The 17,883-nt window shown below is 72.5% G+C and carries 17 protein-coding genes; 3 read left to right on the plus strand and 14 right to left on the minus strand.

Annotation, left to right across the window (positions count from 1 at the left end; genetic code table 11):
- Window positions 1-14: 14 nt before the first annotated feature.
- Window positions 15-1,442 (plus strand): RNB domain-containing ribonuclease, encoded by a 1,428-nt coding sequence (locus ABT053_RS06035; protein ID WP_350967767.1) that lies wholly within the window; start codon window positions 15-17, stop codon window positions 1,440-1,442.
- Between the two features lie 314 nt (window positions 1,443-1,756).
- Here ABT053_RS06035 and ABT053_RS06040 read toward each other — a convergent pair whose 3' ends face one another.
- Both ABT053_RS06040 and ABT053_RS06045 read right to left on the minus strand, forming a co-directional pair.
- Window positions 1,757-4,486 (minus strand): DEAD/DEAH box helicase, encoded by a 2,730-nt coding sequence (locus ABT053_RS06040; protein WP_350967768.1) that lies wholly within the window; start codon window positions 4,484-4,486, stop codon window positions 1,757-1,759.
- Between the two features lie 204 nt (window positions 4,487-4,690).
- Entirely contained in the window at window positions 4,691-5,077 is a 387-nt protein-coding gene (locus ABT053_RS06045; RefSeq protein WP_350967769.1) for a winged helix-turn-helix transcriptional regulator, read from the minus strand.
- A gap of 87 nt (window positions 5,078-5,164) precedes the next feature.
- Between ABT053_RS06045 and ABT053_RS06050 the strand changes: the two genes are divergently transcribed.
- On the plus strand, window positions 5,165-6,148 hold the full coding sequence (locus tag ABT053_RS06050; protein WP_350967770.1) for a zinc-dependent alcohol dehydrogenase family protein: 984 nt from the start codon (window positions 5,165-5,167) through the stop codon (window positions 6,146-6,148).
- A 111-nt stretch (window positions 6,149-6,259) separates the two neighbouring features.
- On the opposite strand, the gene ABT053_RS06055 is transcribed toward ABT053_RS06050, so the two are convergent.
- From ABT053_RS06055 to ABT053_RS06080, 6 genes are read right to left on the minus strand one after another with little or no spacing between them, the layout of a single operon-like run.
- The gene (locus ABT053_RS06055) at window positions 6,260-7,135 is read right to left on the minus strand and encodes a diacylglycerol/lipid kinase family protein (protein ID WP_350967771.1); all 876 of its coding nucleotides are present in this window, start codon (window positions 7,133-7,135) and stop codon (window positions 6,260-6,262) included.
- 17 nt (window positions 7,136-7,152) lie between these two features.
- Window positions 7,153-8,094 (minus strand): twin-arginine translocase subunit TatC, encoded by a 942-nt coding sequence (tatC, locus tag ABT053_RS06060; protein ID WP_350967772.1) that lies wholly within the window; start codon window positions 8,092-8,094, stop codon window positions 7,153-7,155.
- 59 nt (window positions 8,095-8,153) lie between these two features.
- On the minus strand, window positions 8,154-8,489 hold the full coding sequence (gene tatA, locus ABT053_RS06065; protein WP_350967773.1) for a Sec-independent protein translocase subunit TatA: 336 nt from the start codon (window positions 8,487-8,489) through the stop codon (window positions 8,154-8,156).
- 9 nt (window positions 8,490-8,498) lie between these two features.
- On the minus strand, window positions 8,499-8,744 hold the full coding sequence (locus ABT053_RS06070) for a hypothetical protein (RefSeq protein ID WP_350967774.1): 246 nt from the start codon (window positions 8,742-8,744) through the stop codon (window positions 8,499-8,501).
- 24 nt (window positions 8,745-8,768) lie between these two features.
- Window positions 8,769-9,725, minus strand: coding sequence for a helix-turn-helix transcriptional regulator (locus tag ABT053_RS06075; RefSeq protein WP_350967775.1), 957 nt, complete (start codon window positions 9,723-9,725; stop codon window positions 8,769-8,771).
- On the minus strand, window positions 9,722-10,678 hold the full coding sequence (locus ABT053_RS06080; protein ID WP_350967776.1) for a helix-turn-helix transcriptional regulator: 957 nt from the start codon (window positions 10,676-10,678) through the stop codon (window positions 9,722-9,724). The genes ABT053_RS06075 and ABT053_RS06080 overlap by 4 nt, the downstream gene beginning before the upstream one ends.
- Window positions 10,679-10,717: 39 nt before the next feature.
- Between ABT053_RS06080 and ABT053_RS06085 the strand changes: the two genes are divergently transcribed.
- The gene (locus ABT053_RS06085; RefSeq protein ID WP_350967777.1) at window positions 10,718-12,031 is read left to right on the plus strand and encodes a DUF3866 family protein; all 1,314 of its coding nucleotides are present in this window, start codon (window positions 10,718-10,720) and stop codon (window positions 12,029-12,031) included.
- Here the strand turns inward: ABT053_RS06085 and ABT053_RS06090 are convergent.
- The 6 genes from ABT053_RS06090 to prcA form a co-directional block, all read right to left on the minus strand.
- The gene (locus tag ABT053_RS06090) at window positions 11,977-12,453 is read right to left on the minus strand and encodes a DUF3291 domain-containing protein (protein ID WP_350967970.1); all 477 of its coding nucleotides are present in this window, start codon (window positions 12,451-12,453) and stop codon (window positions 11,977-11,979) included. The genes ABT053_RS06085 and ABT053_RS06090 overlap by 55 nt on opposite strands.
- Before the next feature lie 32 nt (window positions 12,454-12,485).
- The gene (locus ABT053_RS06095; protein ID WP_350967778.1) at window positions 12,486-13,127 is read right to left on the minus strand and encodes a helix-turn-helix transcriptional regulator; all 642 of its coding nucleotides are present in this window, start codon (window positions 13,125-13,127) and stop codon (window positions 12,486-12,488) included.
- Between the two features lie 486 nt (window positions 13,128-13,613).
- Entirely contained in the window at window positions 13,614-14,570 is a 957-nt protein-coding gene (locus ABT053_RS06100; protein WP_350967779.1) for an FKBP-type peptidyl-prolyl cis-trans isomerase, read from the minus strand.
- Window positions 14,571-14,665: 95 nt separating this feature from the next.
- The gene (gene pafA, locus ABT053_RS06105) at window positions 14,666-16,024 is read right to left on the minus strand and encodes a Pup--protein ligase (protein ID WP_030904553.1); all 1,359 of its coding nucleotides are present in this window, start codon (window positions 16,022-16,024) and stop codon (window positions 14,666-14,668) included.
- A gap of 172 nt (window positions 16,025-16,196) precedes the next feature.
- Window positions 16,197-16,796, minus strand: a complete 600-nt coding sequence (locus ABT053_RS06110) for a hypothetical protein (protein ID WP_350967780.1) — start codon at window positions 16,794-16,796, stop codon at window positions 16,197-16,199.
- Window positions 16,797-17,073: 277 nt separating this feature from the next.
- Window positions 17,074-17,877, minus strand: coding sequence for a proteasome subunit alpha (prcA, locus tag ABT053_RS06115; protein WP_350967781.1), 804 nt, complete (start codon window positions 17,875-17,877; stop codon window positions 17,074-17,076).
- Between the last annotated feature and the right edge of the window lie 6 nt (window positions 17,878-17,883).

Consider the following 17,883-nt stretch of genomic DNA (forward strand, 5'->3'; position numbering starts at 1 on the left):
GTAGGTTGCTCCCTGTGCCTCACAAGAGCATCCGGGTGCCCGGAGAGTCCCATCCGCGGCTCGACGATGGTTTCGAGCGGATCCGTCGTGAGATGAAACTGCCCGAGGAGTTTCCCCGGGCGGTGATCGACGAGGCGGAGTGGGTCGCCGAGGTGCCCTCCCTGCCCCGGCTCGACCGGACCGACCTGCCGATGATCACCATCGACCCCCCGGGGGCGATGGACCTCGACCAGGCCGTGCACCTGGAGGAGCGGCCGGGCGGCTACCGCGTCTGGTACGCCATCGCCGACGTCGGGGCGTTCGTCAGGCCCGGCGGCGCGATCGACGCCGAGGCCCGCGTCCGCGGCGAGACGGTCTACATGCCCGACGGGCGCGTGCCGCTGCACCCGCCCGTCCTGTCCGAGGGCGCCGCCAGCCTGCTGCCCGGCGTGACGCGGCCCGCCGCGCTGTGGTGCGTCGACCTGGACGCCGAGGGCCGGATCGTGGGCGCGGACGTGACCAGGGCTCTGGTACGCAGCCGCGAGCGGCTCGACTACGACTACGCGCAGGCCGCGATCGACACCGGCACCGCCGACGGCACGTTGCGGCTGCTGGCCGAGATCGGCCGGCTCAGGCTCGCCCAGGAGCGGGCCAGGGGCGGCGTGACGCTGCCCACCCCCGACCAGGAGGTCGTCCCCGACGGGGACGGCTACCGGGTGGAGCTGCGCGCCCCGCTGGACGCCGAGGCGTGGAACGCGCAGATCTCGCTGCTGACGGGCATGGCCGCCGCCTCCATGATGCTGGACGCCGAGATCGGCCTGCTGCGGGTGCTGCCGCCCGCCCCGGCCGAGAGGATCGCCCAGGTCCGCCGGGTGGCCGCCGCTCTCGGCGTGCCCTGGCCCGAGGGCGCCGGGTACGGCGAGGTCGTGCACTCCCTCGACCCGAAGGTCCCCGAGCAGGCCGCGTTCCTGCAGGAGTCGACGGTGCTGCTGCGCGGCGCCGGATACGTCGCCTTCAACGGCGAGCCGCCCGCGCAGGCGGAGCACGCCGCCGTGGGAGCGCCGTACGCGCACGTGACCGCCCCGCTGCGCCGCCTCGTCGACCGCTACGCCACGGAGATCTGCCTGGCCGTCGCGGCGGGCGAGCCGGTGCCGCAGGACGTCCAGCAGGTCATGGGCGAGCTGCCGGAGATCATGCACTCCACCGGGCGCCGCGCGGGCGGCGTCGAGCGGGCGTGCGTGGACCTGGTGGAGGCCTTCGTCCTGCGCGAGCGGGTGGGCCAGACGTTCGAGGCCGTGGTGATCGACGTGGCCGAGGACCGGCCGTGGGGCCAGGTGCAGGTCACCGACCCGGCGGTGGTGGCCCGCTGCGACGGCGAGGGGCTCCCGCTGGGGGAGACCGTACGCGTGCGGCTGACCCGCGCCGACCCGACCACCCGCGAGGTCCGCTTCGGCCTCGCCTGACGTCCGCGGCACCGGGCCGTGCCCCCGCGAAACCCGGCCCCCGCTTCCACCGGCCTCCGGCCTGATCTCCGCGGCCCGGCACCGGGCGGGACCCGCTCCCCACGGGCCCGGCCCGGAGAAGACCGGGGCCTGGATCGGAGACGGGTCGGACCAAAGATCAAGAACACCCCGGACCGGAGCAGGCCCAGGCCGGAAAGGCCCGGGTCAGGGACCAAAGACGATCCGGGGCCGGATCGGAGACGGCTCAGGCCTCCGGATCAAGGACAACCCGGGCCGGAGACGCCCCGGGCCAGGGACCGGGGACTCAGGTCGACTCAGGTCAGGGACGAGTAGGCGACCACCCCGCGCCGCAGGGAGTCCATCGCCTTGCCCGCGGTCTGCTTGACCTTGCTCCCCGACGGGGCCGCGTCGGAGATCTGGCCGAGGAGGTCGAGCAGCTGCTTGGTCCAGCGGACGAAGTCTCCGGCGGCCAGCTCGGAACCGGCGACGCCGTCGCGGAGCACGGCGTCGAGGGTGTGGCCCTTGGCCCAGCGGAAGGCCGCCCAGGCGAAGCCGAAGTCGGGCTCCCTGATGAACGACAGGCCGTGGTCGCCCTCGATCGACTCCAGCTCACCCCAGAGACGGACCATGTCCGCCAGCGTCTTCTGGGCCGCTCCCGCGGGGATCCTGGGCTGGCGGGCGTCGTCGGCCTGGCGCGACTCGAAGACCAGTGACGACACGCACGCGGCCAGCTCGGCCGGGTCCAGGTCGTTCCAGAGCCCCGCGCGCAGGCACTCGGCCGTCAGCAGGTCCAGCTCGGTGTAGAGCTGGGCCAGGCGGCGGCCCTCGGCGGTGACGCTCTCGCCGTCGAGGTAGCCGAGCTGGTCGAGCACCCCGCAGACCTTGTCGAAGGTGCGGGCGATCACGTGGGAGCGGCCCTCGACCCGGCGGCGCAGCCCCTCGGTCTCGCGGAGCAGCTTGTAGTAGCGCTCGGCCCAGCGGGCGTGGTCCTCGCGCTCGTCGCACCCGTGGCAGGGGTGCTGGCGGATCTCCCGGCGCAGGCGGGTGATCTCGTCGTCCTCCGCGGCGTGGTCGCGCGCCCTGACGGGCTTGCCGAAGTCGCGGTCGCCGATCTTGGCGTGCACGGAGGAGACCAGGTTGGCCCGCTCCTTGGGCGAGCGGGCGTTGAAGTTCTTCGGGATGCGCAGGTGCTCGACCGGCTCCACCGGGACGGGGAAGTCGGCCGGCGACAGCTTCTTGACCTGCTTGCCGATGGTCAGCACCAGCGGCGACGGCCCCTCGCCCCTGGAGTTGAGGCCCGGGTCGAGGACGACGGCCAGCCCGGCCCGGCGCCCGCCGGGGACCCTGATGATGTCGCCGGGCTTGAGCGCCTCCAGCGAGCGCAGCGCCTGCGTCCTGCGGGCCGCGCCGCGCTGGCGCGACAGCTCGGCCTCCCGGTCGGACAGGGCCCTGCGCATCGCGGCGTACTCCTCGAAGTCGCCCAGGTGGCAGGTCATCGCCTGGCGGTAGCCCTCCAGGGCCTCCTCGGCGCGGCGCACCTGCTTGGCGATGCCGACCACGGCCCGGTCGGCCTGGAACTGCGCGAACGAGGACTCCAGCAGGGTCCTGGCCCGCTCCCTGCCCACCTGGCCGACCAGGTTGACCGCCATGTTGTACGAGGGCCGGAAGCTGGAGCGCAGCGGGTAGGTGCGGGTGCTGGCCAGGCCGGCGACCTGGAGCGGGTCGGTGCCCGGCTGCCAGTGGACGACCGCGTGGCCCTCCACGTCGATGCCCCGGCGCCCGGCCCGCCCGGTGAGCTGGGTGTACTCGCCGGGCGTGAGGTCGGCGTGGGTCTCGCCGTTCCACTTGTCGAGCTTCTCGATCACCACGGAGCGGGCGGGCATGTTGATGCCCAGCGCGAGGGTCTCGGTGGCGAACACGGCCTTGACCAGGCCCCGGGTGAACAGCTCCTCGACGACCTCCTTGAAGGCCGGGAGCATGCCCGCGTGGTGGGCGGCCAGGCCGCGCTCCAGGGCGTCGCGCCACTCCAGGTAGCCGAGCACGCCCAGGTCCTCGTCGGGCAGGTGCGCGGTGCGCTCGTCGACGATCTGCCGGATCTCGTGGCGCTCGGCGTCGGTGGTGAGCCGGATGCCGTCGTGCAGGCACTGCATGACGGCGGCGTCGCAGCCTGCCCTGGAGAAGATGAAGGTGATCGCGGGCAGCAGGGCGTCGGCGTCCAGGCGCTCGATGGCCGCGGCCCGGTCCGGCGGGCCGTTCCTGCGGGGCCGCGAGTAGCCGCGCCGCCCCCTGCCGAACGCCTGGCGCTCCTCGTCCCTCGCGATGCGCAGGAGGTTCGGGTTGATCTGGGGGCGCCGGTCCTCGTCGCCGGTGACGAACAGGTCGTAGATGCGGCTGCCGACGAGCATGTGCTGCCAGAGCGGGACCGGGCGGTGCTCGTCGACGATGACGCTGGTGTCGCCGCGGACCTCGCCCATCCACTCGCCGAACTCCTCGGCGTTGCTGACCGTGGCCGACAGCGCGACCAGGCGCACCGACTCGGGCAGGTGGATGATCACCTCTTCCCAGACCGCGCCGCGGAACCGGTCGGCGAGGTAGTGGACCTCGTCCATGACGACGAAGCCGAGCCCCGCCAGGGTGGAGGAGCCGGCGTAGAGCATGTTGCGCAGCACCTCGGTCGTCATGACGACGATCGGGGCCTCCCCGTTGACGCTGTTGTCACCGGTGAGCAGGCCCACCTTGTCGGTGCCGTAGCGCTTGACCAGGTCGTTGTACTTCTGGTTGGACAGCGCCTTGATCGGGGTGGTGTAGAAGCACTTGCGGCCCTCCTCCAGGGCCACGTGCACCGCGAACTCGCCCACGACGGTCTTGCCCGAGCCCGTGGGGGCCGCCACGAGGACCCCGTCGCCCGCCTCCAGCGCCCGGCAGGCGTCGAGCTGGAAGTCGTCCAGCTCGAAGTCGTACAGACCGCGGAACGAGGTCAGCGCCGGCCCGCTCTCGGCCTGGCTCTGACGGAAGGCAGCGTATCGTTCCGCTGGGGTCGTCATGCGTCCAGCCTACCGATATCGGGATTCCGGTCCGTCCCCCCTTTTCCGCCGGGATCCGGCCGCCCGCGCGGGCCGCCCGGAGCGGGGTTCCGGCCGGTTCCTTACGGTTCCGTACAGCGCCGGAGGGCCCCGGGCGGCCCGGTCCGGGTCCCGCCGATCACCGGAGCCGGACGGGACCGGCCGGCGGCCGCCGCCCCGCCGGGATCAACCCGCCGCGCGGGTCCGGGCGGCGGAGGCGGCGGCTTCCGCCGCCTCCTGGAAGTCGGCGACGGCCCCGCCGTGGTCCCTCGCCCAGTTCGTCAGGACCTCGATGGGCTCGACGAGGGTCCGGCCAAGATCGGTGAGGCTGTACTCGACCCGCCGCGGCGCCTCGGCACGGCGTTCGACCAGCCCGTACCGCTGGAGGCGGCGCAGCGTCTGGGTGAGGACCTTGCGCGAGACGCCGCCGATGAGGTCGACGAGGTCACCGTGCCTGCGAGGCCGCTGGCTGAGCCCGAAGAGCACGAGCACGGCCCACTTGTCGGAGATGATCTCGACCGCCAGCCGTGTGGGGCAGTCGGCGAGGAAGGCCGGTCCGGCGGGGTTCTGCATGGAAGTCGAAGGTACCAGGAGGTAACCGAGGGCTTCGTAACGTCTTTCGCGAGCAACGAAACCAGCGTCAGACGCGAAGGAGTCACCATGCCACGAGTCGTCGTGTTCGACGAGTTCGGCGGGCCGGAGGTCATGCACGTCGTCGAGGAGCCGGTCGCCGAGCCCGCGGCCGGTGAGGTGCGGGTCAGGATCGAGGCGTTCGCCGTCAACCCGCTCGACCTGATGACGCGGTCGGGCGCCTCGCCCGCGCCCGTCCCCCTGCCGCGCGCCCGCCTCGGCGTCGAGGGAACCGGCGTCGTCGACGCGCTGGGCCCCGGGGTCACCGGGCTGGAGATCGGTGAGCCGGTCATCCTCACGGCCGTTCCCGACGCGAGCGTCAGGGGCAGCTACGCCGAGTACACCACGGTCCCCGCGAGCCGGGTCGTCGCCCGGCCCGCCGGGCTCGGGATCACGGAGGCGGCGGCGATCTGGGTCGCCTACTCCACCGCCTACGGCGCGCTCGTCGAGAAGGCGGGGATGCGGCCCGGTGACCGCGTCCTCGTCACCGCCGCGTCCGGCGGTGTCGGCCGGGCGGCGATGCAGATCGCCAACCAGATCGGCGCCGTGCCCATCGCCCTCACCCGGCACACCGCGAATAAGGACGACCTGCTCGCCGCTGGCGCCGCCGCGGTCGTCGCCGCCGACCACGCGGACGTCGCCGAAGCCGTCCGCCACCACACCGGCGGGACCGGCGCCGACATCGTCCTCGACCTCGTCATGGGCCCCGGCCAGCGGGATCTCCTGAAGGCGGCCCGCCCCGGCGGGACACTGGTCGCCGCGGGCTTCCTGGACCCCCGGCCCACGCCTTTCCCGCTGGGCACGCCGCTCACGATCTTCAGCTACCGGAGCTTCGAGCACACCCTCGACGCCGTGGTGGTGAGGCGCATGGCGGCCTTCATGAACGCCGGTGTACGCCTCGGCGCGCTACGGCCCGTCATCGGCAGGGTGTTCGCCCTCGACGACGTCGTCGAGGCCCACCTCCACCTCGAGAAGGGGCTCCACGCCGGAAAGAAGATCGTCGTCACGGTCTAGAAAGGACCGGAAAGGGCCGCAAAAGGTTGCAAAGGGTCGCAAAGAGCCGGGAAGAACTGGCCGGGCCGTGGCCCGCCGACCGGTTGGTCGATTCCGCCGGCGGGACACGGCCTAGACGAGGACCGTCAGCGCGCCGGGGACGATCTCGCACGTCAGCGGGGTGGGGCCGATCCGCTCGCCGTCGGCGTAGGCGATCACCCCCGGCGCCTCCAGGCTCACCCGGCGGGCGCGGCGCATGGTGACGGCGGGGTGGGCGCCGTGGGAGCCCCGGTAGACGCGGGGGAAGGTCCGCAGGAACTCCCCCTTGGGGATGGCGCCGAGGATCGTCACGTCCAGCAGGCCGTCGTCGGGGGCGGCGCCGGGGCACACGCGCATGCCGGCGCCGTAGGAGGAGGTGTTGCCGACCGCGACCAGCATCGCCTCGCGCTCGACGATCTCGCCGTCCAGGTCGATCCTGAACGGGATGGGCTGGAAGGAGCGCAGCTCCTCGGCGAGGGCGACCAGGTATCTGGCCATGCCGGGCGGCCAGGTCATCGTGTTGGCCCGCTCGTTGACCCGGGAGTCGAAGCCGCAGGCCAGCACCCCGGCGAACCACTCGTCCTCGCCCGCCTTCGCGGCGTCGACCGTGCGCGCCCGCCCGCGCAGCACGATGTCGGCGGCGGCGAGCGGCGCCTTCAGGGGGATGCCGAGCGCGGCGGCGATGTCGTTGCCGGTGCCCACCGGGATGACGCCCAGCGGCACGCCGCTGCCCGCGACCGCCTGGACCGCGAGGTGGACCAGGCCGTCGCCGCCGAAGGCGACCAGCGCCTCCGGCTGCTCGGCGACGGCGGTGCAGGCGCGTTCCAGGGCGTCGGAGGCGGAGTCTCCGAGGATCACCGAGACCTCGCGCCCGCCCTGCCGCAGGCGGTCGAGCACCGGGGAGAGCAGTCCCCGCGAACGGCCGCCGCGGGCGGCGGGGTTGACGAGGACTGCGATCTCTGCGGGCACAGACCGGAACTTATCCCCTATTTACTGGGATCGGTGTCGGTCGTTCTCGAATCGATAGGAGCGGGGTCGCCGACGGGGACCACGTCGCCCAGGGGCGAGGCGTCGTCGTCGAGCGAGGAGGCCTCGTCGTCGGACAGGTGGGAGAAGTCCTCACCCTTGGACTGCCTTCTCTCCCTGAGATACATGAACCCCTCGGCGAAGGCGAACAGCACCACCATCGGCAGGGCGAGCGCGATCATCGTGAACGGGTCGCCGCCGGGGGTGGCGACCGCGCCGAAGACGAACATGATGAAGATGACCATGCGGCGGTGCTTGGCCACCAGCGCGTGCGGCAGCACCCCGATGATGTTCAGGAACACCATGAGCAGCGGCAGCTCGAAGGAGATGCCGAACACGATGAGCATGATCAGCGCGTAGCCGAGGTACTCGTCGATCGTGATGCCGGTGAGCGTCCCCGGAGGGGCGAAGCCCAGCAGGATCGACAGGCCCGTGTCCATCACGAAGTAGGCCAGCGCCGCGCCCGCGAGGAACAGCGGGACGGCCAGCATGATGAACAGGATCGAGTAGCGCTTCTCGTTGCGGTACAGGCCCGGGGTGACGAAGCCCCAGATCTGCCACAGCCAGATCGGCGAGGAGACGACGAGGCCGAACATCGCCGCGACCTTCAGGTTCACGAAGAAGGAGTCGAAGACGCCGAGGATCAGCATCGTGCACTGCCCCGGCCTCAGCTCCTGCGCCTGGGGAAGCCCGCAGTAGGGGGCCGACACGAAAGACCAGATCGGGTCGAAGAAGATGAAACCGACGATGATGCCGGCGACCAGACCGAGCAGGGCGATGACCAGCCGGTTACGCAGCTCGCGCAGGTGCGCCATGAGCGGCATGCGACCGTCGTCCGCCTCGCTGGGGGGCGGGGGTGCCGCCCCGTTCCGGCCCGATTTGGGCCACTTCAGCAGCGCCATTCGCGAATCCTGGGGTGACGAGTCGGATGATCAGGGGTAGATCTTCAGGCTACCGCCGATCACTGCGACTTGGGCGCTCCGGCCTGGGCGCGCAGCCGGGCGGCCTGCTCCTCGAGGCGGCGGGCCTCCTCCTCGGCGGTCGGCGCGGGGGCCGGGACCGGGGTCGCCGCCGGGATCGGCTGCGGAGCCGGGGCGGCGGGCTGGGGCTGTGCCTGGACGACCGTGGCGGTCGCGGTCGTCGGCTCGTCCTCTTCGCGGAGCTTGGCGGTCTCCGACTTGAAGATGCGCAGCGACCGGCCGAGCCCGCGGGCGGCTTCCGGCAGCTTCTTGGCACCGAAGAGCAGCACCAGGATCAGGCCGATGATGATCAGCTCAGTGGGTCCGAGGTTGGGCATTACACATCCTTACGCCGGGCGACGTGCAGTCTCTTGGTCCCGATCGTACGCTCCCCCGGGGACAGACTCATCCCTTCGCCCCCATACGGCCGCCGTACGCTCGCCGAACAGCGTCCGAACGGGCTCCAGCCTCCCCTGCGTGCGGTCGACCTCGCGGCTCAGCTCCGCGGCCGCGCGCAGCACCCGGACGGCGAGGAAGGCCAGCAAGGCCAGCCCGGCGAGGGTCAGCGTGATCGCGGCGATGATCCAGCTCATGTCGGGGGACTCCAGCTCCGTGCGTCAGGAAACCGACTCGTAACGATTCAGCGCGGCGGTGGCCGCGGCCCGGACGCTCTCGTCCAGCGAGGCGGGCGAGACCACCCTGCCGGTGTCGCCGAGGCGCAGCGCCAGGCGTACCAGCCAGCCCTGGTCCCTGGCCCGCAGGGCCACCCGCACGCGGCCCTCGCCGAGCTCCTCGACCCGCTCGCACGGGTAGTACTCGGCGACCCAGCGGCCCGCGGCGGTCAGCTCCAGCTCCACCAGCTCGTCGGTCGGCGAGGGCCGGAACACCCCGGGCGTCACCTCGTCGGCCACGGCGCCCGCGGGCGGGTCGGCGGGCACGTCGAGCACGTCGACGGAGAGCATCCGGTCCAGCCGGAACAGCCGGACCGCCTCGGCCCGGTAGCACCAGCCCGACAGGTAGGGGCGGCCGTCGACGACGACCAGGCGCATCGGGTCGACCTCACGCGGGGTGACCTCGTCGCGGCCCGGCACGTAGTAGCGCAGCGACAGCCGTCTGCCGCTCCGCAGCGCCTCGTTGACGACGGGCAGCGCGTCGGGCGCGGCGTCGACCTCCACCGCGACCTGGCTGCTGACGGCCGCGGCGCCCTCGCCCGAGGCCTGCTCGAACTTGGCGATCACCCGGGCCAGCGCGTCGCGCTCCCCGAACTCCGGCATCTCGGCGAGCAGGCGCAGCGCGACCAGCAGGGCGCTCGCCTCGTCGACGCCCAGCCGCAGCGGGCGGGCGATGGTCTCGGCGTTGTCGATGACGATCTCCCCGCCGTCCCACGACACGTCGATCAGGTCGCCGGGGGTGTGGCCGGGCAGCCCGCACATCCAGACCAGCTGCAGGTCGTCGATGAGCTGCTTCTCGCTGAGCCCGAAGATCTTCGCGACCTCGGGCACCTGGGCCCCGGGGTGCGACATCAGGTAGGGAACCAGTGCCAGCAGCCTGGGCAGGCGATCGGCCGTGCTCACGCGAGTGCTCCCTTCAGGCGGCAGATGACCGCGTCGCGGGCGTCGGGCGGGCCGACCACCTCGGCGTCCGCGGCGAAGCCCACGATCCACCCGGCCAGCCGGCCGGGGTCGGTGAAGTCGACGTCCAGCTCGTCCCAGCCGCCGCCGGCGGGCCGCACCGCCTTCGCCACCTGGCGCAGCCCCTGGCAGGTGTCCTCCCTGACCCGGACGAGGGCGGTGCGCTCGCGGACGGCGGCGTCGCTGAAGCCGACCATGGACTTGATGTCGACGCCGTCGGGCACCACCACGGCGCCGGGACGGCCGACGGTGGTGACCGTGCCGCTGATCCGGCTGAGCCGGAAGACCCTCGGCGCGTCCCGGTCGCGGTCGTGGCCGACCATGTACCAGCGGCCCCGGCGGCTGACGACGCCCCACGGCTCCACGGTGCGGGTGAGCACGTTCTGGCTGGCCGCCGCCCGGTAGGCGAACCGGACCGCGCGCCGGTCGCGCACGGCCTCCCACAGCGCGGGGAAGGAGGGGTCCTGGGTGTCGACGCGCAGCTCCAGCGCCCCGCCGAGCACCCCGTGGGCCTCGTCGGTCTGCACGCCCCCGGCGCGCAGCTTCAGCAGCGCCCCGCTCGCCGCCTCGGCGAGGCTGGCCCGCTGCCACACCTGGGCCGCCAGGCCCACCACGGCGGCCTCGTCGGGCTCCAGGGTGATCTCCGGCAGCTCGTACGCCGAGCGGACGATCCGGTAGCCCGGATCCTCCTCCCACGGGTCCTTGTGGACCTCGATCGGGATGCCGATCTCCCGCAGCTCGTTCTTGTCCCGCTCGAACATCCGCTGGAAGGCCTCGTCGTTGTCGGCGTCGTAGCCCGGCACCGCCTGGCGGATGTGCTCGGCGCTCAGCGGCCGCCGCGTGGCCAGCAGGCAGATCACGAGATTGAGCAGCCGCTCGGTCTTCCGGCGCGACATCCGGCCTCCTCCCTGTTCGAGTGACGCTACCCTTCCCCCGTGATCAGATGGCGCAGGGGCGAGGTCGTACGGGTCCGGCGCGAGTGGCCGGGGGCGGTGGAACTCGACGTGACCACCGAGGACGGTGAGGCACGCGCGCTCGCCTACCCGGCCCTGGTGGGACGTCCGGAGCCCGGTGACGTGGTGCTGCTCAACACGACCGCGCTCGCGATGGGTCTCGGTACGGGAGGCTACGCCATGGTGGTGGCTGTTCCCGACCGTTTGCCACAAGATCCTCAAGGCCCCGGACACCTGGTGAAGGCACGCTACACCCCGTTGCAGGCCACCGTCCTCGGCGCGGACGAGCAGGATTCGCCCTTCCACGAGGTCCTGCGCGACGCCGACTCCGTGGACGGCATGCCGGTGATCGTCGCTGACCTGCACTCGGCCCTGCCCGCGATCCTCTGCGGCCTGTACGGCCAGAACCCGCCCGAGCCCGGGAGATTCACGGGCGAATCCGGCGACCGGAGTCTGTCGGAGGCCGGGAGATCCCCGGACCGGCCCGGCGACCGGAACCCGCCGGAGACCGGGGAGACCACGGACCGGCCCGGTGACCGGAGCCCGCTGGAGGCCGGAGAGAGCACGGACGGGCCTGGCGGCCGGAGCCACCCCGCCGCGCCCGGCGGCCGGGACCGCCCCGCCGGGCCCGGGGAGATCGCGAGGGAGCGCGGAAGGCCCGTCAGGGTCGCCTACGTGATGCTCGACGGGGGCGCGCTGCCCGCCTGGTTCTCCATGTCGTGCGCGCGGCTGCGGGAGACCGGCTGGCTGTGCGGCGTCGTCACGGCGGGCCAGGCCTTCGGCGGCGACGTGGAGGCGGTGACCCCGCACACCGGCCTGCTCGCCGCCAGGCACGTCCTGGAGGCCGACGTCGCGATCGTCACCCAGGGGCCGGGCAACCTGGGCAGCGGCACCCGCTGGGGTTTCTCCGGCGTCTCGGCCGGTGAGGCGGTCAACGCCGCCGCCGTCCTGGGGGGCCGCCCGGTCGCGGCGCTGCGGGTCAGCGAGGGCGACCTGCGCGAGCGCCACATCGGGGTCTCACACCACTCGCTGACCGCCTACGGCCGGGTGGCGCTCGCCCCGGCCCAGGTCGCCGTGCCCGTGCTGCCCGGCGACTTCGGCAGGCGGGTGGCCGAGCAGTCGCGCCCGCTCGCCGCGCGGCACGAGCTGGTCGAGGTGCCGGTGGACGGGCTGTACGAGGCGCTGCGGGGCTCCCCGGTGCGCCTGTCGACGATGGGCCGGGGCCTGGACGAGGACCTGGCCTACTTCCTCGCCTCCGCCGCCGCCGGGCGCCACGCGGCCTCGCTGCTGTCGTAGAACTTCTTGAAGGTGAAGGCCTCCGGCGTGGGGCCTTCGGCCCTCAGCCGCTCCAGGCGCTCCATCCCCTCGGCGAGCGTCGGCTCGTACCCCTCGGGGATCCACCACATCACCAGGTACGGCTCCGCGACGCGCAGGAACCACTCCCTGCGGCGCTGCAGGAACGCCAGGTGGCCGCTGCGGTAGACGTAGTCCCACAGCGCCTCGCGCGACCTCCACACGGAGAAGGTGATCAGCAGGTGGTCGCCGTACCCGTGCTCGATCATGTCCTCGGGGCCGTCACCCCCCTTGAGGCGCCACACGAAGCCGGGGTCGGCCTCGGCCAGCCGGTTCATGGAGTCGAGGCCCGCCACGAAGGAGGCCAGTTCCGGCGAGTCCTGGGGGGCGCGCGCGTGGGCGACGTTCAGCTGGGCCAGATGCATGGACACAGCAGATCATCCCCAATCCTTCTATGTCAATCTTCATTGTTTTTAGAAAAGGCGACGCAGCACTCCCCGGGGCGCGGGTCCAGGCTGGCCGCCGAGGCGTCCCGCCCGAGCGCGTCGAGCAGCCCGCGGCACAGCTCCAGGTTCACCGAGCAGACCAGCACCGGGTGCTCCTCGGCCGGCACGTGGAACGGGCAGTTGCGCAGCCGCACCCGGCCGTCCTCCTCGTAGGGCTCGTACCCGCGCCGCCGCAGCACCCCGGCGAGATCCTCGCCCTCCCCCGCGGACCTGGCCCCCGCGCGCCGGGCGGCCCGCTCGGCCCGCTCGTCGCCGCCGAGCGACTCGACCGCCTCGGCCAGCACGAGGGCGAGGGTGCGGTAGTCCCTGGCGGGCACGCTGACCTGCCACTCCCCCGGCGCCCTGCGGTAGACCTTCGCCGGCCTGCCGCTGCCGGGTCCCGTCCGCTCCGTCAGCCGCCGGAACCCCGCCTCCAGCAGGCCCGCCTCGACGAGCCGGTCGAGGTGGAAGGCGGCCAGGGTCCGCTGCACCCCCACCGCCTCGGCCGCCTCGTTGCGCCCCACGTCCCGGCCCCGGGAGGCCACGTAGTCGTAGACGGCCCGGCGCACCGGGTCGTGGAGTACCGCCACCGTGTCGAGATCGTCGCCGCTCACAGCCCGGATTGTAGGCCGCGGCTCCCAGAGGTCACGCCCTCGCCCGCGGGGCCGCCGGGCATTCCATCGGCGTTCGCGGCGGACGTTCCCGGCGGGCGTTCCCGGCGGCACGGGATCGGTGGAGATTCCGGCGGGCGTTCCGGACGGCACGGGACCCGGCGGACGATCTGGCGGGAGTTTCGGACGGCACAAAACCCGGCGGACGAGGCGGACGGCCTGACCCGTACGCCGACGAGGCGGACGAATCCGGCCCGTACGCGGCCGCGCGGACCGTGCGCCGGGTCTCCCGACCCCTGTGCCCAGCACCTCGCACCCTGTGCCCCCGCCCTCCGTGCCCCTGGGCCTGCGCCTTGGGCCCGGAAAGCACGGAGCCCGGCCGTGCGCGCACGGCCGGGCTCCGGGATGGGGCGGGGTGCTCCGGCGGCGGCCCGGTGGGCCCCGCCGGAGATGAATCAGTGGATCAGCGGGTCAGGTGGCTCAGCGGGCTCAGTAGGCGCCCAGCACGTCGACCAGGAAGACGAGGGTGTCGGTGCCCTTGATCTTGTCGCCGCTGCCCGCCTTGCCGTAACCGAGGTCCGGCGGGATGCTCAGCAGCACCCGGCTGCCGACCGGGACGCCGACCAGACCCTGGTCCCAGCCCTTGATGACCTTGCCGGCGCCGATCGGGAACATGATCGGCTGACCGCCGCGGGCCCAGCTGCTGTCGAACTCGACGTCAGAGCCCCAGATCTTCCCGGCGTACTGCACCAGGATCGACTGGCCGGTCTTGACCTCGGGGCCGGTGCCCTTGATGACGGTCTCGGTGACGAGCTCCTTGGGAGCCTTCTTCTTGGTCTTGGTGGTGAGCTTCGGCGCGGCGTCGCCGCCCGGGCTCTCCACCTTGATCCCCTCGACGCCGGGGTCGGTCGCGGTGCCCTGGGCGGCCTTCGTCTGCGGGACGCCCACCACGTCGACCACGAAGACCTGCGACTGGCCCGGAGGGGCCTGCGCCTGCTGCTCGGCGGGCAGCGCGTCCTTGGCGACGACGGACATGAACCTGCCGCCGCCCTTGGTCTCGGCGAAGCCCTTGCGGAGGATCTCCGGGACCTGCTCGTTGAGCGTGATGACCTGCGGCCCGCCCTCGTCGTAGGTCGAGCCGGCGATCTTGTTCTCCTTGCCGTCCCAGGTGAAGACGGTGAAGTTGGCGACGACGCTGGTGCCGAGCTTGGCGGCCTCGCCGGTGGTGCCGGGGGTGAGCACCTTGTAGGAGGAGGTCTCGACGACCTTGGACGGGAAGGCGACGGTCGGCTTGGCGCCGGCCTGCCCGGTCACCTGCAGCTCGGCGACCCCGCTGCTGCTGCTCGCGGGACTGGAGGCGCCGGTGGCCACGCCTCCACCGGAGCCACATGCTGCGGCGAACATCAGAGGCACTGCGGCCAGTACGGCCATGCTGCGGCGGCGCATAGGTATCCCTCAAGCAGACGTCAGGTTCGCGCCACACTACCCGTCCCGGCGTACGGAGGAGGTAAGGCCGGGACGAGCTTGCCGAAGTATGACCGTCACATTCCCGCGATGAGCTTGTCCACCCTCTCGTCGACGCTACGGAAGGGGTCCTTACACAAAACGGTGCGCTGCGCCTGGTCATTGAGCTTCAGGTGCACCCAGTCGACGGTGAAGTCGCGGCGCTTCTCCTGCGCCTTGCGGATGAACTCGCCGCGCAGCCGGGCCCGGGTGGTCTGCGGCGGCACCGACTTCGCCTCGAAGATTTTCAGGTCGGAGGCCACCCGCTCCACCGCGCCGCGCTTCTGCAGCAGGTAGAACAGGCCACGGCGGCGGTGCACGTCGTGGTAGGCGAGGTCGAGCTGGGCGACCCTGGGGCTCGACAGCGGCAGGTCGTACTTCTTGCGGTAGCGCTCGATCAGCTGGTATTTGGTCACCCAGTCGATCTCGCGGGCGACCTTGTCGAGGTTGCCCGTCTCGACCGCGTTGAGGGTGCGCTCCCACAGCTCCAGCACCCGGTGGCTGATCTCGTCGCCGCCGCGGCGGTCGACGAAGTCGCGGGCCTTGGAGAGGTATTCCTCCTGGATCTCCAGCGAGGACGCCTCGCGGCCGTTGGCCAGCCGGACCCGGCGCCGCCCGGTCATGTCGTGGGAGACCTCGCGGATGGCCCGGATCGGGTTCTCCAGGGACAGGTCGCGCATCACGGTGCCAGCCTCGATCATGCGGAGCACCAGGTCGGTCGCGCCGACCTTGAGCAGCATGGTCGTCTCGCTCATGTTGGAGTCGCCGACGATGACGTGCAGGCGGCGGAACCGCTCGGCGTCGGCGTGCGGCTCGTCACGGGTGTTGATGATCGGGCGCGACCGGGTGGTGGCGCTGGAGACGCCCTCCCAGATGTGCTCGGCCCGCTGGGAGACGCAGTAGACGGCTCCGCGCGGGGTCTGCAGCACCTTGCCCGCCCCGCAGATGATCTGCCGGGTGACGAGGAACGGGATCAGCACGTCGGCCAGGCGGCCGAACTCGCCGTGCCGGCCGACCAGGTAGTTCTCGTGGCAGCCGTAGGAGTTTCCCGCGGAGTCGGTGTTGTTCTTGAAAAGGTAGATGTCCCCGGCGATGCCCTCCTCGCGGAGACGCTTCTCGGCGTCGACGAGGAGGCCCTCCAGGATGCGCTCGCCCGCCTTGTCGTGGGTGACGAGCTCCACGACGTTGTCACACTCGGGGGTGGCGTACTCGGGGTGGCTGCCCACGTCGAGATACAGGCGGGCCCCGTTGCGGAGGAAGACGTTGCTCGATCGGCCCCAGGAGACGACACGGCGGAATAGATAACGCGCTACCTCGTCGGGTGACAGCCGCCGCTGCCCCCTGAACGTGCAGGTGACGCCGTACTCGTTCTCAAGCCCGAAGATGCGACGATCCATTGCCTCACACTATTCGCCGAACCCCTCTCGCGGGAGGGATCATGGGGTTTTCGGTCGTACGGCTTATGCCCCGGCCTGTGAGGGGCTAAGCGCGGACCGGGCGCGGACGCGGCCCGCGCGCGGCCCGCCGCCGGGCGCGGGCGGTGCGAAGGCGCCGGATCGGCGGTCCCGGTCAGCCTCCGCCCTGCCAGAAGATCTCGACAACCTTGGTGATCCTGCCGTTCTCGGTGGTGATCAGGGCTGGCCGGTGGAGGCCCTCCACGCCGGTGAGGGAGGCGGCCTCCCTGACGTTGTCGATCAGCGTCTGGCGGGGGCAGCGCTCGGTGCCGAGGTTGGTGGCCCTGTCGTAGGTCTGCGTCGTGCCGTCGCAGCCGCTGTCGGCGAGAAACCTCACGTCCTCGGCGATGGGCGCGAGGTAGCGGACCACGTCGCCTTCCTCGGGGCCGTCGAAGTGGCCGTCCTCGCCGCCGTTCTGGACGAAGCGGATCGGCCGGTACTCGGCCACCCCGTCGTCGTCCACGTCGGTGAGCCAGCCGCGCAGGACGCCCTCGAAGGGCGGCGGGCGCCCCTTGCTCCAGTCGTGCTCGGGGGCGGCCTGGAACTCGGTGCCGAAGAGTTCGGGGGTGGCGGCGGGCGAGGCGGCCGGGGTGGTCTCCGCGGCGGCCGGAGCGGTCTCCGCGGGGGCGTCCGGCGTGCCCGCCGAGGGGGCGGACGCGGAGGGCGGCGGGGCGGCGGGGGTGGTCTCCGCGGCGCAGCCGGACACCAGTGCCACGGCCGCGAGCATGGCGAGCGCGGGGCCTGCCCTGCGCGTGCCGACCCCTCGCGGGGTGACCCCTCGCGGGGTGGCCCCTCGCGGGGTGGTTCCTCGCGAAACGGCGGGAGTGGTCAAGGGGGGAACGAGCCTGGTCCAGGCGCGCGGGATGGCGTTCTTCACACAGCCTGTGACCGTCGGCGGGCGGCATCGGTTGTCCGGGGAGGATGTGATCCAGAACACAGCGGAGCGCCGGCCCCCGGACGGGGACGGCGCTCCGTGTCGGCTGCGGGCGTGGTCAGCCGCTGGATCCGGTGTCGATGTCGCCGTCGGGCGCCGTCGGCGGGGCGCCGGGCGTGTCGGGCGCGGAGAGGGGGTTCTCGTCCCTGGCCGCCTGGGCGGCCGACTCGGCCGCGGGGGCCCCGTCGGCCAGCAGCCGCTCCAGCCTGGGGCCGTTGAGCCGCAGGAACTTGCGGTGCGGCCGGTTGCGGTCGAGCACCGCCACCTCGAGCTGGCTCGCCGGGAAGCGCTCGCCCCCCGGCTCGGTCAGCGCGAACAGCGCCGCCTCCAGCGCCTCGCCCAGCGACAGGCCGTCGCGGTAGCGCTCCTTGAGACGGCCCGCCACCGCCTCGGCCTGGCCGCCCATCGCCACCAGGCCCGCCTCGTCGAAGACCGAGCCGTCGAAGGTCAGCCGGTAGATGTGGTCCTCGTCGGAGGAGTCGCCGACCTCGGCGACCACGATCTCCACCTCGAACGGCTTCAGCGACTCGGTGAAGATCTGGCCGAGGTTCTGAGCGTAGAGGTTGGCCAGGCCCCGGGCGGTGACGTCGTCGCGGGCGTAGGTGTAGCCGTTGATGTCGGCGTATCGGATGCCGCCGAGGCGCAGGGCCTCGAACTCGTTGTAGCGGCCGACCGCGGCGAAACCGATCTTGTCGTAGATCTCGCTGATCTTGTGCAGGGCCCGGGACGGGTTGGGCGCGACGAACAGGATGCCGTCCGCGTACTGCAGGACGACGACACTACGGCCCCGCGCGATCCCCTTGCGCGCGTAGTCCGCCTTGTCCCGCATCTGCTGCTCGGGCGAGACATATCCAAAAGGCATGGACAC

Origin of the sequence: Streptosporangium sp. NPDC002524 (assembly GCF_040295985.1) — a bacterium.
Lineage (GTDB): Bacteria > Actinomycetota > Actinomycetes > Streptosporangiales > Streptosporangiaceae > Streptosporangium.